The sequence below is a fragment of the Sedimenticola thiotaurini genome (genome assembly GCF_001007875.1).
GTDB classification, from domain to species: Bacteria; Pseudomonadota; Gammaproteobacteria; order Chromatiales; family Chromatiaceae; genus Sedimenticola; species Sedimenticola thiotaurini.
On the sequence record NZ_CP011412.1, the window covers coordinates 1,737,761 to 1,752,167 of the forward strand.

Here is a 14,407-nt window from a genome sequence, read left to right on the forward strand (position 1 = left end):
TAATAATTTACCCGATACAGCCAACCTGGCAGGTCTATGCTAAAAAAAATACTGCTCCCCACGATATGTCTCATCCTCGCCTACGGTTTCTGGCTGAGTGAAGATTTCAAGGAGATATCCGCCGGCGTAGCAATCTTCATGTTTGGCATGCTGTCACTGGAGCAGGGCTTCAGAACCTTTACCGGCGGTGTACTCGAGCGACTGATCAATCGCAGCACATCCAGCCCCTGGAAAAGTCTGCTGTTCGGCATGGTGACCACCAGTATCATGCAATCCAGCTCTCTCATATCGGTGATTACCATCTCGTTTCTCAGCGCCGGCCTGCTGACACTGATGGCCGGTATCGGAATCATTTTCGGTGCCAACCTGGGCACCACCACCGGTGCCTGGCTGATCGCCGGACTGGGGCTCAAGATCAATATTGCCGCCTACGCCATGCCGATGCTGGTATTCGGTGTTCTGCTGATCCTGCAAAAAGCGAAAAATCTGAACGGACTGGGCTATATCCTGGCCGGACTGGGATTCCTGTTTCTTGGCATCCACTATATGAAAGAGGGGTTCGATGCCTTCAGGGACACGATCAATCTGTCCCAGTTTGCCGTTGCCGGTTATCCCGGTCTGTTTCTTTTCATGCTGCTCGGCGCGTTCGCCACTGTGGTGATGCAATCCAGTCACGCCACCCTGGTGTTGATAATCACCGCTCTGGCGGCCCAGCAGATCACTTACGAAAATGGCCTGGCACTGGCTATCGGCGCCAACGTCGGCACCACCATCACCGCCATACTCGGTTCCATCAGCGCCAACGCCCAGGGTCGCCGCCTGGCGGGGGCCCATCTGATTTTCAACCTGGTTACCGGTCTGATTGCCATCCTGCTTGTCTACCAGCTGATGTACGCCGTGGACCAGATCAGCCAGTTCAGTGGCATTCGGGAGGATGACTACACCCTGAAACTGGCTGTTTTTCACACCCTGTTCAATCTGATCGGGGTGGTGGTGATGGCCCCCCTGATCGGGCCATTGGTACATTTGCTGGAGCGAGTGATCAAGGAGAAGAGACCGGAGATTGATCAACCGAAATACCTGACCGACTCAGCGGTGGAGTTCCCGGAAACGGCTGCCAAGGCGGTACTGCAGGAGTCCCTGCACCTCTATGACAACGCCCAGGGTATTATCATACATGCACTGGGTTTCAAGCGCCCGGAGGTGCTCTCCACCCTGGATCTTCTGGAGGTGGCTGAGGCGCAGAAAAAGTTGACCAAGCTGGACATCGATGCCGCCTATGAACGCAGCATCAAGGGACTCTACAGTGAAATCATCGCCTTTATCAGCCGGGCCGACTTCTCCTGGCAAATGGAACAGTCTGCCGATCTGCACCATCTGCGGGAAGCCAACCAACATCTGGTGGAGGCGATCAAGGACGTCAAACATCTGCAGAAAAACCTGCTGCGGTACGTCAATTCGGGGGACAGAGAGTTACGCCACGCCTATGACCAGCTACGTAGCCAATTGGCTGTCATCATCCGGCAACTTGAAGATATCAGACTGGTGGATCAGAGCGAGACAGCGATACTCTCGCTCGATGCCCTGAGATTGATGCTCAAGGAGATCCATGAGGGGTTCAATACCTCCCTGATTGACAGAATCCGACAGAGACGGATATCCCCGCAACAGGGTTCATCGCTGATGAATGACAGCCACTACACTCACAGTATTGCCAAAAACCTGATACGGGCCGCCCAAACCCTGTTTGCATCGGGTCCCAGGGAGCTGACCCAGGCAGCGCGGACAATCTCCCTGGATGACAACGAGCTGCAGGCGGTATCCGAAAAAGAGCAGGTCGAAGAGACCACACAGAAGCCCCAACTGACACTGGAATGATCCGATATGAAAGGAAAAAAACTACTGGAAAAATTGGCGGATTATCTCAGTCTGGACCAACGTAACCAGCGCAAAAAACGCGAGAAGATTCGGGAGGTGCTGAAACAGCTGCGGGAAAAGGAGCATCAGTTGAAAGCGCGTATCGAACGGGAGCAGGATGAAGAGAAGCGCCTCCAGTTAACCAGAGAGCTGGACATCATGCACGCGCAACGGACAAAGGGCGTGGAGATGTTGAAGCAACTGCAGCAGGAGTGATTATTGGATGACCATCCGTTTTTACATGGTTTTTTTACCCGGCCAGACCCAAGTGAAGGTATAATGGCGGCTTTATTAACCACCACATCCGGGACCAGCCATGACCATAATCAAGCAAGACGATCTGATCCAGAGTATCGCGGATGCCCTGCAATATATCTCCTACTACCATCCGGCCGATTACATCAAAGCGTTGACCGCCGCCTGGGAGAAAGAGGAGTCCCCCGCCGCCAAAGATGCCATGGCCCAGATCCTGGTGAACTCCAGGATGTGCGCCGAAGGCCATCGCCCGATCTGTCAGGATACCGGCATGGTAACCGCCATTCTCAAGGTGGGAATGGACGTACGGTGGGATGCGGAAATGGGCCTGGAGGACATGGTCAACGAAGGGGTGCGCCGCGGCTATGGCAACCCGGACAATGTGTTGCGCGCCTCCGTGGTCAGTGATCCGGCCGGCGCCCGCATCAATACCCGGGACAACACCCCGGCAGTCATTCACACCCAGATTGTTCCAGGCGACACGGTGGAGATCGCCCTGGCGGCCAAAGGCGGTGGTTCTGAGAACAAAAGCAAATTCACCGTACTCAACCCGTCCGGCAGCCTGGTGGACTGGGTCCTGGAGACCGTACCGACCATGGGTGCCGGCTGGTGTCCACCCGGCATGCTGGGTATCGGTATCGGCGGCTCGGCGGAAAAGGCCATGCTGCTTGCCAAAGAGTCTCTGATGGAGCACATCGACATCCACGAACTGATGGCACGCGGCCCCAGCAACCGGGTTGAGGAGTTACGCCTGGAGCTGTTTGAGAAGGTCAACGCCCTCGGAATCGGCGCCCAGGGGCTCGGTGGTCTCACCACCGTACTGGATGTGAAGATCCGGGACTACCCGACACACGCCGCCTCACTGCCGGTGGCAATGATCCCCAATTGCGCCGCCACCCGCCACGTGGAGTTCACCCTGGATGGCAGTGGACCCGCACTGCTGGAGCCCCCCAAGGTATCGGATTGGCCGGAGATCAGCCTGGAGGGCGGTGGTGCCCGTCGGGTCAACATCGACAATCTCACCAAGGAGGAGATCGCCACCTGGAAACCGGGCGAGAGCCTGCTGATCTCCGGCAAGCTGCTGACCGGTCGGGACGCCGCCCACAAACGTATCCAGGACATGCTGGCCAAAGGCGAGCCCCTCCCGGAAGGGGTCGATTTCAAGAACCGCTTCATCTACTACGTGGGGCCGGTCGATCCGGTACGCGACGAGGTGGTGGGCCCGGCCGGCCCCACCACGTCGACCCGAATGGACAAGTTCAGCGAGATGATGCTGGGTGATATGGGCCTGATCGGCATGGTGGGCAAAGCGGAACGGGGACCCGGCGCCATCGAATCGATCAAGAAACACGGCGCCATCTACCTGATGGCGGTGGGTGGCGCGGCGTTCCTGGTCTCCAAAGCGATCCGTTCGTCACGCATGGTAGCCTTCGAGGATCTGGGTATGGAGGCGATCCGGGAGTTTGAAGTGGAGGATATGCCGGTCACGGTGGCAGTGGACACCAAGGGCAACTCGGTGCACCAGAGCGGTCCGGCTGAATGGCGGGTCAAGATCGGCAAGCTCTGAGTTAATGGGCTGAAAAACCTTTCCCACAGGATGATCTGTCCCGGGTCGCCCGCCGGCGACCCGGTCAGCAGATCCCCCTAACCCTGCAGCGCCTGCCACTGCTCCCGGGTGTAGGTCTTGATGGAGAGGGCGTGTAACTCATCACTCTCCAGTTGAGGCTTGACGGTGGCCATGACCAGCCGCTGTTTCTGAAGCGGGCTCTTACCCTCAAACTCATCGCTGATCACCACCGCCTCGAAATGGCGGCCATCACCGCTCACCCTGGCCTCGCAGCCAGGCAGCCCGGTCTCGATCAGCTTCACAATTGCATCAATTTCCATCTCTGCTACCTCGCTAAAAAACTATCACTGGATCATAACGTATTGGGAGAACCGGTTTAACCGACACCCGACAGGTGTATTCCGCCCGGTGACCGCAACCAGACTGGCAGACGCTCTGCTTTGCGGAACTCTCTACAGCTCCCGGGTCGACAGGAAGCGGATATCGGGCCAGCGCTCCTCGGCCAGGCTCAGGTTCACCCGGGTCGGCGCCAGGTAGACCAGCTGGTCGTCACCATCCAGCGCCAGGTTCTCATGGGCCTTGGCCCGGAACTGTTCCAACATCCGGGGATCATCACACTGCACCCAGCGGGCGGTATTGACGCCGACCGGCTCCACAATCGCCTCCACCCCGTATTCACCCTTCAGGCGATGGGCAGCCACGTCGAACTGCAACACACCTACCGCCCCCAGGATCATGTCGTTGTTCTTCAACGGCCGGAACACCTGGGTTGCCCCCTCCTCGCAGAGCTGCAGCACACCCTTCTGCAACGCCTTGAGACGTAGCGGATCTTTCAGCACCACCCGGCGGAACAGTTCGGGTGCAAAATAGGGAATACCTTCATACTTCAGCTCCTCACCCTCGGTAAAGGTGTCGCCGATCTGGATGGTGCCGTGGTTATGCAGACCGATGATGTCGCCCGGCCAGGCCTCTTCCACATGCTTACGCTCATCGGCCTGGAAGGTAATCGCGTTGCTGATCTGCACGGTTTTGCCGGTGCGCACATGGCGCATCTTCATGCCCTTCTTGTAGCTACCGGAGCAGACCCGCATGAAGGCGATACGATCCCGATGGGCCGGGTCCATATTGGCCTGTATCTTGAAGATAAACCCGGAAAACTTCTCCTCCGCCGGTTCCACCAGCCGCTGCCGGGTCTCCCGGGCGCGGGGAGCCGGAGCATACTGGACGAACGCATCCAGCAACTCCTTGACACCAAAGTTGTTGATCGCCGAGCCGAAAAAGACCGGCGTCAGTTCGCCACGCAGATAGGCGTCCAGATCCAGTGCATGGCTGGCACCCCGCACCAGTTCGATCTCCTCCCGCAGCTCCTCCGCCATATCCCCCAGCATTTCGTCCAGGCGCGGGTTGTCCAGACCTACGATCAACTCACCGGACTGGATTTTACCCCCGTGAGTGGCGGAGAACAGGTGGGTGGTTTCGGTACGCAGGTCGAAGACCCCCTTGAGCCGCTTGCCCATGCCGATGGGCCAGGTTACCGGTGCACACTTGATCTGCAGTACCTGCTCGATCTCATCGAGAATGTCCAGCGCATCCCGCCCTTCCCGATCCAGCTTATTAACAAAAGTGAGGATCGGCGTATCGCGCATGCGGCACACCTCCATCAGTTTGATAGTGCGGGCCTCCACACCCTTGGCCACGTCGATCACCATCAGGGCCGAATCCACTGCCGTCAGGGTGCGGTAGGTATCCTCGGAGAAGTCCTCATGTCCCGGCGTATCCAGCAGATTGACAATGCCGTCGCCGTAAGCGAACTGCATCACCGAGGAGGTGACCGAGATACCGCGCTCCTTCTCCATCTCCATCCAGTCAGAAGTGGCGTGGCGGGCCGCCTTGCGCCCCTTCACCGTACCGGCCATCTGAATGGCTCCGCCAAACAGCAGCAGCTTCTCCGTCAGGGTGGTTTTACCGGCATCGGGATGGGAGATGATGGCGAAAGTGCGTCGCCGTTGCAGTTGATTGAGCAGTTCGGACATGGGGGATCAGTTACTGGTTGAAAAGAGCGGGATTATACAGCAATTCCGTATGACTCAGGGGGTGTCGATAAAACGAATCGAAAGAAGAGTCCGTAATCCTTGGAGTTCCGCGGTCCGTCGCAGCCCGTCACGGGTGTGAACTGGCCGATTTACAACGCTTTGGCGAACAGGATGGCATCCTCGCGCCCCTGGTCGGCCGGATAGTAGCCGCGGCGCCGGCCGATCTCATTGAAGCCCAGGGACTCGTACAGTCCGATCGCCACCCGGTTGCTGGCCCGCACCTCCAGAAACACCGTATCGGCATCACGCTCCCGGGCCTGGTTGATCAGCCGCTGCAGCAAGCGACGGGCAAGTCCCTGGCCACGCACTTCCGGATCGGTACAGATATTCAGCACATGGGCCTCGCCGGCAGCAACCGACATGACGCCGTAACCCACCAGGCGCTGGTCCAGAAAATAACCCCAGCAGATATAACCTACCCGCAGGGAGTCCCGGAAGATCCCCGCTGTCCAGGGGAAGTCGTAACAGCGCTGTTCCACCGTCATGATGGCGTCGATATCACTCTCCCTGAGGGGACGAATCCGTAGCAGCGGGTCTCTGATAATGGCATTCATGGAAAGCATCTTAAAAGCGCCCGGTCAACGCAGCAACCGGACAGCCTTCTGCAGATCCTGCCAGGCCTTGGCCTTCTGCTCCGGTGAGCGCAGCAGGTAGGCGGGATGGTAGGTGACCACCAGAGGGATGTCCCGGTAGTGATGTTGACCAGTCCGCAGACGTCCCACCGCATCATCACGTTGCAGCAGGTTGCGGGCGGCCACTGCGCCAACAGCCAGAATCACCTTTGGATTCACCAGTTCCACCTGGCGCTGCAAGTAGGGGGCACACTTGAGTGCCTCTTCGGCACGGGGATCCCGATTACCGGGCGGGCGACACTTCAGAATGTTGGCGATATAGACCTGTTCACGACCCAGGCCAATGGCCTTCAACATGGCGTTGAGCAACTGCCCGGCCCGGCCCACAAAGGGCTCACCCTTGCGGTCCTCATCCACGCCGGGAGCTTCGCCGATAATCATCAGATCGGCAGTCTGCGCCCCCACCCCGAATACGGTGCGGGTACGGCTTTTGTGCAGTTCACAGGCCTCGCATTGGGCAACCCTGGCCGCCAGCCCGGGCCAGTCCAGCTGACTCACCCGATCGTCCAGCAGGCCGTCCGAGTCGAACTGACCAGCCGATCCAGCCGGATCAACTGTGGGGTGATACTCATCTGCTGGCGGTGGCACCTCATCCAGCCAGGCCGGGGGTTCATCCGGTGCTGGAGATGGAGAAGCAACGCCTGTCCCGGATTCCGGCCTTGAAACCGGCGCAGCTACGGGTGGAGCAGTTGCGGAAGCATCATCCATAGCAGTGGGAGCAGATGGCACCGGGGGCGCGGCCAGCGACGGTTCCGCCTCGGACTCCACCGGGTTATTCTCCGCCGCCACAGACCTGGGTACCCAGTACTGGATACCCATGGCCTGTAAATACTCCCGACGCTGTGCCTCGTTCATGACGTTTGATCGACAGATCAGACATCACCCTGGGGGTGGGCCTTCTGCTCCTGGTCCAGTCGATTGACCGCGTTCACATAGGCCTTGGCGGAGGCGATCACGATATCGGTATCGGCGCCCTGACCATTTACGATGCCACCATTACGCCGCAACCGCACCGTCACCTCGCCCTGGGCGTCAGTACCACTGGTGATGGCATTGACCGAGTAGAGCTGCAGTTCCGCCTCACTCTGAACGATGGACTCAATCGCCTTGAAGGCCGCATCCACCGGACCACTGCCGGATGCTGCGCCCTCTCTCTCCTGATCATCCACCGAGAGCACCACCCGGGCGTAGGGGGTCTCCCCGGTCTCGGAACAGACCTTCAGCGACACCAGCTTGATATGTTCATTTTCGGCGGTAAAACCGGCATCGGAAACCAGCGCCTGCAGGTCTTCATCAAAGATCTCATGTTTTTTGTCGGCCAGATCCTTGAACCGGCGGAAGGCGTCATTGATCTCCTCTTCCGAGGCGAAGGTGATACCGAGCTCTTCCAGCCGGGTACGGAAGGCGTTCCGTCCGGAGTGCTTACCCATCACCATCCGGTTCTGACTCCAGCCCACATCCTCGGCGCGCATGATTTCGTAAGTTTCACGATGCTTGAGGACGCCATCCTGGTGAATACCCGATTCATGGGCAAACGCATTGGCACCCACGATCGCCTTGTTGGGTTGCACCGGGAAACCGGTAATGCCGGACACCAGACGGGAACAGTTGACGATCTGGGTGGTGTCCAGGGTGGTATCGCAGCTGAACAGGTCGCGCCGGGTGCGTACCGCCATCACCACCTCCTCCAGAGAGGCATTACCGGCCCGTTCACCCAAACCATTGATGGTACACTCCACCTGCCGGGCTCCCTGACTAACAGCGGCCAGGGAGTTGGCCACCGCCAACCCCAGGTCGTTGTGGCAGTGAACCGAGAAGATCGCCTTGTCGGAGTTGGGAATACGTTCGATCAGGGTGCGAATGGTCTCGCCAAACTGCTGGGGCAGGTTGTAACCCACCGTATCCGGCACGTTGATAGTGGTGGCGCCCGCCGCGATGGCCTGCTCGATCACCCGGCAGAGAAAGTCGATCTCGGAGCGGCCGGCATCTTCCGGTGAAAACTCCACATTGTCGGTATATTGGCGTGCCCGCTTGACTGCCCAGACCGCCTGCTCCACCACCTGATCCGGCGTCATGCGCAGCTTCTGCTGCATATGGATCGGCGAGGTGGCGATGAAGGTATGAATACGGCCTGAATTGGCCTCTTTTAACGCCTCGCCCGCCCGGTCGATATCGGCCTCAAGCGCCCGTGCCAGGCCACAGACGGTGCTGTCCTTGATGGTCCGGGCAATGGATTGCACGGCATCAAAATCACCCGGGCTGGCGATCGGAAATCCGGCCTCGATAATATCCACCCGCATCTTCTCCAGCGCCTTGGCGATGCGCAGCTTCTCCTCCTTGGTCATGGAGGCGCCGGGACTCTGCTCGCCATCACGTAAGGTGGTATCGAAGATATACAACTTGTCTGAATTGCTCATCATCTGCTCCCGGGTCGGCTCAGTCACTGACGTACTGAATCGCCCTCTGCTCTATTCTTGAAACTCGTCTTGTCCGCGTGGTTGGCCCTCGCCAGGGCATGTGCTTGTCTTATGCCCCACAGGGCAGTAGCAGCAGGGAGCGTAGCAGGAAGAGAAGGGACTGACGGGGACGCACAGACACGACCGCCCGGGAGGCAGTGTGCTGGATAGAGTGTGCGCTGAATGATTTCATCGGTGTCCCGTACCTGAATGTTACTCGAATATACCGCAAGGTTTTGCGGTTGCCAAGCACGGGAATCTCCGCCCGGGACAATCTACTGGAAGATTGCCATCACCTCACTGTTCCCCATCCTCCTCTTTTGCCGCTGTACTGCCCCGCTGCCCGGCCCGGCGTTCCGCCCGGCGTTGGTGCAGGTAGCGCAGGGTCAACACCGGTCCGGAGACCGCGTAGACCATGAACAGGACATACAGGGCCTTCGCCGGCTGACTGATCACCACCGCCAGCACCAGCATCAGCACCACCACCTTCATGAATGGGATTTTGCCCCGGAAATCGATCTCTTTGAAACTGTTGTAGCGGACGTTGCTGACCATCAGCAATCCGGCCGCCAGGGTAATGAAACAGGCCAGATAGGAGACATCCACCCCCTGAATCTGGTACTCCTCCGCAACCCAGACACTGCTGGCCAGAATGGCGGCGGCGGCAGGACTGGGCAACCCCTGGAAAAAACGCTTGTCGGCTGTACCTACCTGGGTATTGAAACGGGCCAGACGCAGGGCCGCGCCGGCGGTATAAACAAAGGCGGCCAACCAGCCCAGCTTGCCCAGGCTATTCAACGACCAGACATAGATCACCAACGAGGGGGCCAGGCCAAACGCCACCATATCGGAGAGGCTGTCATATTCGGCCCCGAAGGCGGTCTGGGTATTGGTCATGCGCGCCACCCGGCCATCCAGACCATCCATCACCATGGCGAGAAAGATGGCAACCGCCGCATGTTCGAACTTGCCGTTCATGGCCGCCAGAACGGCATAGAATCCACTGAACAGGGCCGCTGTGGTAAACAGGTTGGGCAACAGATAGATGCCACGGCTGCGTTTCTGCTGCAGAGAGGGCTCCGGCATGGTTTCTTTCCTGTTTGGGATAAACTGGCGTGATTATAAAGGAGTTGTCGACCAAAGACAGTAAGGGAGCAGAACAATCCCGGTCAATCGCCAAACAAAAAACCGCCGACTGCAGTCAATGCAGCCGGCGGTTTTAATCGACCTGGGAAGCGGATCAGTTCTTGGACTTGTCCACGATTTTCTTAATCCAGGGCATCATGCTGCGCAGACGCTCACCCACCACTTCGATATCGTGGGCCGCGTTCAAACGGCGCATGGCGGTCATGGATGGATAGTTGGACTGACCCTCAGCAATGAAGCGCTTGGCGTAGTCACCGGTCTGGATATTCTTCAGACACTCGCGCATGGCCGCCCGGCTCTCCTCGTTGATCACTTTGGAGCCGGTCACATACTCACCAAACTCCGCGTTGTTGGAGATGGAGTAGTTCATGTTAGCGATGCCACCCTCGTACATCAGGTCGACAATCAGCTTCAGCTCATGCAGACACTCGAAGTAGGCCATCTCGGGGGCATAACCCGCTTCGGTCAGGGTCTCGAAACCGGCCTTGACCAGTTCCACCGCGCCGCCACAAAGCACCGCCTGCTCACCGAACAGATCGGTTTCCGTCTCATCCTTGAAAGTGGTTTCGATAATACCGGTCCGACCACCACCGATAGCGGAGGCGTAGGAGAGGGCAATATCCTTGGCCTGGCCGCTGGCGTCCTGGAACACGGCGATCAGATCCGGGATACCGCCGCCACGCTGGAACTCTGAACGCACGGTGTGGCCCGGCGCCTTGGGGGCGATCATGATCACATCCAGATCGGCGCGGGGCACCACCTGGTTATAGTGGATAGCAAAGCCGTGGGCGAAAGCCAGGGTGGCACCCTGCTTCAGGTTGGGCTCCAATTGGTCGCGGTAGAGCTGGGACTGGAACTCATCCGGGGTCAGTACCATGACCACGTCAGCATCGGCCACCGCCTCTTCAACGCTCTTGACCGTGAGTCCGGCATTCTGCGCCTTGACTGCCGAGGAGGATCCTTCACGCAGTGCGACAGTGACATCCACACCTGAGTCCTTCAGATTGTTGGCATGTGCATGGCCCTGGGAACCGTAGCCCACGATCGTGACCTTTTTACCCTGGATCAGGGAGAGGTCGGCGTCTTTGTCGTAATAGATATTCATGGTCATTTCTGTAGTACCTTTAAAATAATTGCGTCTATCCAGGGACACGCCATCCAGCATGTCTATTCAATATCGTATTTCTGAACCGGTCTTTCGAAATTAGAGTCAGAGAGTAAGGCCCTTGGCACCACGGGAGATGCCGGACGGCCCGGTACGCACCACCTCGACGATCAGATCTTCCTCCACGGCGTTGACGAAGGCATCCAGTTTGCTCGCCTGGCCGGTCATCTCGATCAGATAACTGGAGTGGGTGACATCGATGATCTTGCCGCGGAAGATATCCACCAACCGCTTGATCTCGTCACGCTGGCTCTTCTCGGCCTTCACCTTTATCAACATCATCTCCCGCTCCACGTGCGGGCCTTCCGAGAGATCCAGCAGTTTGACCACCTCCACCAGCTTGTTCAGCTGCTTGGTGATCTGTTCGATGATATTTTCGTCCCCTCTTGTCACCAGGGTCATGCGCGACAGCGAGGCATCCTCGGTCGGCGCCACCGTCAGGGATTCAATATTGTAGCCGCGGGCGGAAAACAGCCCGGCCACCCGTGACAGCGCCCCGGCTTCATTCTCCATCAGGATTGAAATTATATGTCTCATGCTTAGACCAGCTCACTTTTCGGAGGAAGATACATCTCGTGGTGACCCTTGCCCGCCTCGATCATCGGGTAGACATTTTCCGTCGGATCGATCACCACATCCATAAACACCAGCCGGTCCTTCAGGTCAAAGGCCTCTTTCATGGCCCCCTCCAGATCCTCCGGGCGCTCAATCTTCATACCCACATGGCCGTAACTCTCGGCCAGTTTCACGAAGTCCGGCAGCGCGTCCACATAGGAGTGGGAGTAGCGACCGTCATAGAAAAACTCCTGCCACTGCCGCACCATGCCCATATAGCCGTTATTCAGCAACAGAATCTTGATCGGCAGATCATGCTGCTTACAGGTGGCCAGCTCCTGGATACACATCTGGATACTGGCCTCGCCGGTAACCAGCGCCACATCGGCACCGGGATGAGCCATCTGAATACCCATGGCGGCCGGCAGGCCAAAACCCATGGTGCCCAGACCACCGGAATTGACCCAGCGGCGCGGTTTGTCAAAGCCGTAAAACTGGGCTGCAAACATCTGGTGCTGCCCCACGTCCGAGGCTACAAACGCGTCACCCCGGGTAACCTTATGCAGTGTCTCAACGGCAAATTGCGGCTTGATCTGCGGATGATTATGATCGTAGCTGAGACAGTTGGCGCCCCGCCAGTTGTCGATCTGTTCCCACCACTTTTTCAGCGCACTGGCCTTGGGACTCTTTTTACTCTCCCGGACAATGCGCAGCATATCCTGCAGCACCGATTTCACCGGGCCGACAATGGGCACATCCACCCGCACATTCTTGGAGATAGACGACGGGTCTATATCGACATGGATAATCTTGGCGTTCGGACAGAAGTGGGCGATATGCCCGGTAACCCGGTCATCGAAACGGGCACCAATGGCAATCAGCACATCGGTATCGTGCATGGCCATATTGGCTTCGTAAGTGCCGTGCATGCCCAGCATGCCGATGAACTGCCGGTCACTGGACGGATAGGCACCCAGTCCCATCAAGGTATTGGTGATGGGGAAACCCAGTTCCCGGGTCAGCTCGGTCAACTCCTCACTGGCATCCCCCAGCACCACCCCACCGCCGGTATAGAAGACCGGGCGTTCCGCACTCAACATCAGGTTGACTGCCTTCTTGATCTGCCCCAGATGCCCCTTGAGCACCGGGTTATAGGAACGCATCTTGATCTTCTTGGGATAGCTGTAGGGGATTTTCTTGTTAGGGTCGGTAATATCCTTGGGGATATCCACCACCACCGGACCGGGGCGGCCCGAGGTGGCGATATAAAACGCCTTCTTCATGGTCTCGGCGATATCCCGAACATCCTTGATGAGGAAATTGTGCTTTACGCAGGGACGGGTGATGCCGACCGTATCCACTTCCTGGAAAGCGTCACTGCCGATAAAGGGAGTCGGTACCTGGCCGGTCAGCACCACCATGGGAATGGAGTCCATGAAAGCCGTGGCAATACCGGTAACCGCATTGGTCGCCCCGGGTCCGGAGGTTACCAGGGCCACACCGGGCTTGCCGGTTGAACGGGCATAGCCATCCGCCGCATGGGTTGCCGCCTGTTCATGCCGCACCAGGATATGTTTTACGAAATCCTGTTTAAACAGCGCATCATAGATATGGAGCACCGCTCCACCAGGATAACCAAACACATGCTCAACGCCCTCGTCTTTCAGACACTGAACGACGATCTCGGCACCACTTAATTCCACAAATAACCTCCAAACCAACCGGGTTATGGGCCATTTCCACGCCTGTTGGCACAATATATAAGGGAAAAATCGAACGGTACAAATTACCCATATACGTCAGGCAGGTCAAGCAACAACGGAACGTCCTGCACCACCGCAGGGCATCGAATCCATATTCCGGTAACGCTTCACCCATCCGTACCCACGACTGAAAAAGCGGTTTTGAGAAATCGATCCTTGCTGCCCCCGAACGCAAACCCTACAATGATCTCGACCTTCCTCCACCAACAACATAACAAGGATGATGTCCATGGTTATCCGACTACTGCTGCCCCTGCTGCTTGTTGTCTTCTGGACCGGAGCGGCTGACGCGCGCATGTATCGCTGGGTTGATGAGAACGGCACTACCGTTTACTCCCAGTCTCCCCCACCATCCGGGAAGGCCACGGAAATCAAGGTCCAGGTAGCCCCTCCAACACCACCGGACAACGCAAGCGAGAAGCAAACGGCAGACGATACACCGGCCGAGAGCGCTGCTGACAAACCGGCGGATGGACCGACCAAGGCGCAGATAGAAGAGTCCAACAGGATCAAGGCGGAAAACTGTGCTGCTGCCCGACAAAATCTTGAGATTTACACCAATCTGGGCAACCGGTTGATCAGAACCCCGGACGGCCTCTACAAACGCCTTACCGAAGAGGAGCGTCAGCAGAAGATCGATGAGAGCAAAGCACAGGTTGAAGAGTTTTGCGAAAAGTAGCCAACTTGAGGAAAATCCCTACAACCTGACCACACTCTCCCTACAGACAACCCGATTGGATATAGGGACAATTTAATCACCGTCAACAAGGAAGATCAGGGACTGGTGATACACTTCAGGGACGAATGAAGGGAATCAACTTTCTGCCAGAAGAATTCGACGGCGACCCCGAGGATACG

Annotated in this window: 13 protein-coding genes; 4 read left to right on the forward strand and 9 right to left on the reverse strand. The window is 57.8% G+C overall.

Annotated features, from left to right (window positions below):
- Positions 1 to 36 precede the first annotated feature (36 nt).
- The 3 genes from AAY24_RS07940 (at position 37) to AAY24_RS07950 (ending at position 3,739) form a co-directional block, all read left to right on the forward strand.
- Positions 37 to 1,878 (forward strand): Na/Pi cotransporter family protein, encoded by a 1,842-nt coding sequence (locus tag AAY24_RS07940; RefSeq protein WP_046859227.1) that lies wholly within the window; start codon positions 37 to 39, stop codon positions 1,876 to 1,878.
- 6 nt (positions 1,879 to 1,884) lie between these two features.
- Positions 1,885 to 2,133 carry a hypothetical protein gene (locus tag AAY24_RS07945; RefSeq protein ID WP_046859228.1) on the forward strand — a complete coding sequence of 83 codons (249 nt, stop codon included), beginning with the start codon at positions 1,885 to 1,887 and terminating at the stop codon, positions 2,131 to 2,133.
- Positions 2,134 to 2,233: 100 nt separating this feature from the next.
- Positions 2,234 to 3,739, forward strand: a complete 1,506-nt coding sequence (locus AAY24_RS07950; protein ID WP_046859229.1) for a fumarate hydratase — start codon at positions 2,234 to 2,236, stop codon at positions 3,737 to 3,739.
- A 77-nt stretch (positions 3,740 to 3,816) separates the two neighbouring features.
- Here the strand turns inward: AAY24_RS07950 and AAY24_RS07955 are convergent, their stop codons facing one another.
- From AAY24_RS07955 to AAY24_RS07995, 9 genes are all read right to left on the reverse strand, one after another.
- Entirely contained in the window at positions 3,817 to 4,059 is a 243-nt protein-coding gene (locus tag AAY24_RS07955) for a BolA family protein (protein WP_046859230.1), read from the reverse strand.
- 132 nt (positions 4,060 to 4,191) lie between these two features.
- Positions 4,192 to 5,772: a peptide chain release factor 3 gene (locus AAY24_RS07960; RefSeq protein WP_046859231.1), complete on the reverse strand. Its 1,581-nt coding sequence runs from the start codon at positions 5,770 to 5,772 to the stop codon at positions 4,192 to 4,194.
- Between the two features lie 149 nt (positions 5,773 to 5,921).
- A complete protein-coding gene (gene rimI, locus AAY24_RS07965) occupies positions 5,922 to 6,386 on the reverse strand; it encodes a ribosomal protein S18-alanine N-acetyltransferase (RefSeq protein ID WP_046859232.1) in 465 nt (154 codons plus the stop codon).
- Positions 6,387 to 6,410: 24 nt separating this feature from the next.
- Positions 6,411 to 7,319 (reverse strand): uracil-DNA glycosylase, encoded by a 909-nt coding sequence (locus AAY24_RS07970; RefSeq protein ID WP_046859233.1) that lies wholly within the window; start codon positions 7,317 to 7,319, stop codon positions 6,411 to 6,413.
- A gap of 17 nt (positions 7,320 to 7,336) precedes the next feature.
- Positions 7,337 to 8,881, reverse strand: coding sequence for a 2-isopropylmalate synthase (locus AAY24_RS07975; RefSeq protein WP_046859234.1), 1,545 nt, complete (start codon positions 8,879 to 8,881; stop codon positions 7,337 to 7,339).
- Positions 8,882 to 9,217: 336 nt separating this feature from the next.
- The gene (gene pssA / locus AAY24_RS07980) at positions 9,218 to 10,006 is read right to left on the reverse strand and encodes a CDP-diacylglycerol--serine O-phosphatidyltransferase (RefSeq protein WP_046859235.1); all 789 of its coding nucleotides are present in this window, start codon (positions 10,004 to 10,006) and stop codon (positions 9,218 to 9,220) included.
- Between the two features lie 154 nt (positions 10,007 to 10,160).
- Positions 10,161 to 11,177, reverse strand: coding sequence for a ketol-acid reductoisomerase (gene ilvC / locus AAY24_RS07985; RefSeq protein WP_470406629.1), 1,017 nt, complete (start codon positions 11,175 to 11,177; stop codon positions 10,161 to 10,163).
- Between the two features lie 99 nt (positions 11,178 to 11,276).
- On the reverse strand, positions 11,277 to 11,768 hold the full coding sequence (ilvN, locus tag AAY24_RS07990; RefSeq protein WP_046859236.1) for an acetolactate synthase small subunit: 492 nt from the start codon (positions 11,766 to 11,768) through the stop codon (positions 11,277 to 11,279).
- A gap of 2 nt (positions 11,769 to 11,770) precedes the next feature.
- Entirely contained in the window at positions 11,771 to 13,489 is a 1,719-nt protein-coding gene (locus AAY24_RS07995; protein WP_046859237.1) for an acetolactate synthase 3 large subunit, read from the reverse strand.
- 289 nt (positions 13,490 to 13,778) lie between these two features.
- Here AAY24_RS07995 and AAY24_RS08000 point away from each other — a divergent pair, with 289 nt between their 5' ends.
- Positions 13,779 to 14,228: a DUF4124 domain-containing protein gene (locus AAY24_RS08000; protein ID WP_052761136.1), complete on the forward strand. Its 450-nt coding sequence runs from the start codon at positions 13,779 to 13,781 to the stop codon at positions 14,226 to 14,228.
- Positions 14,229 to 14,407 lie beyond the last annotated feature (179 nt).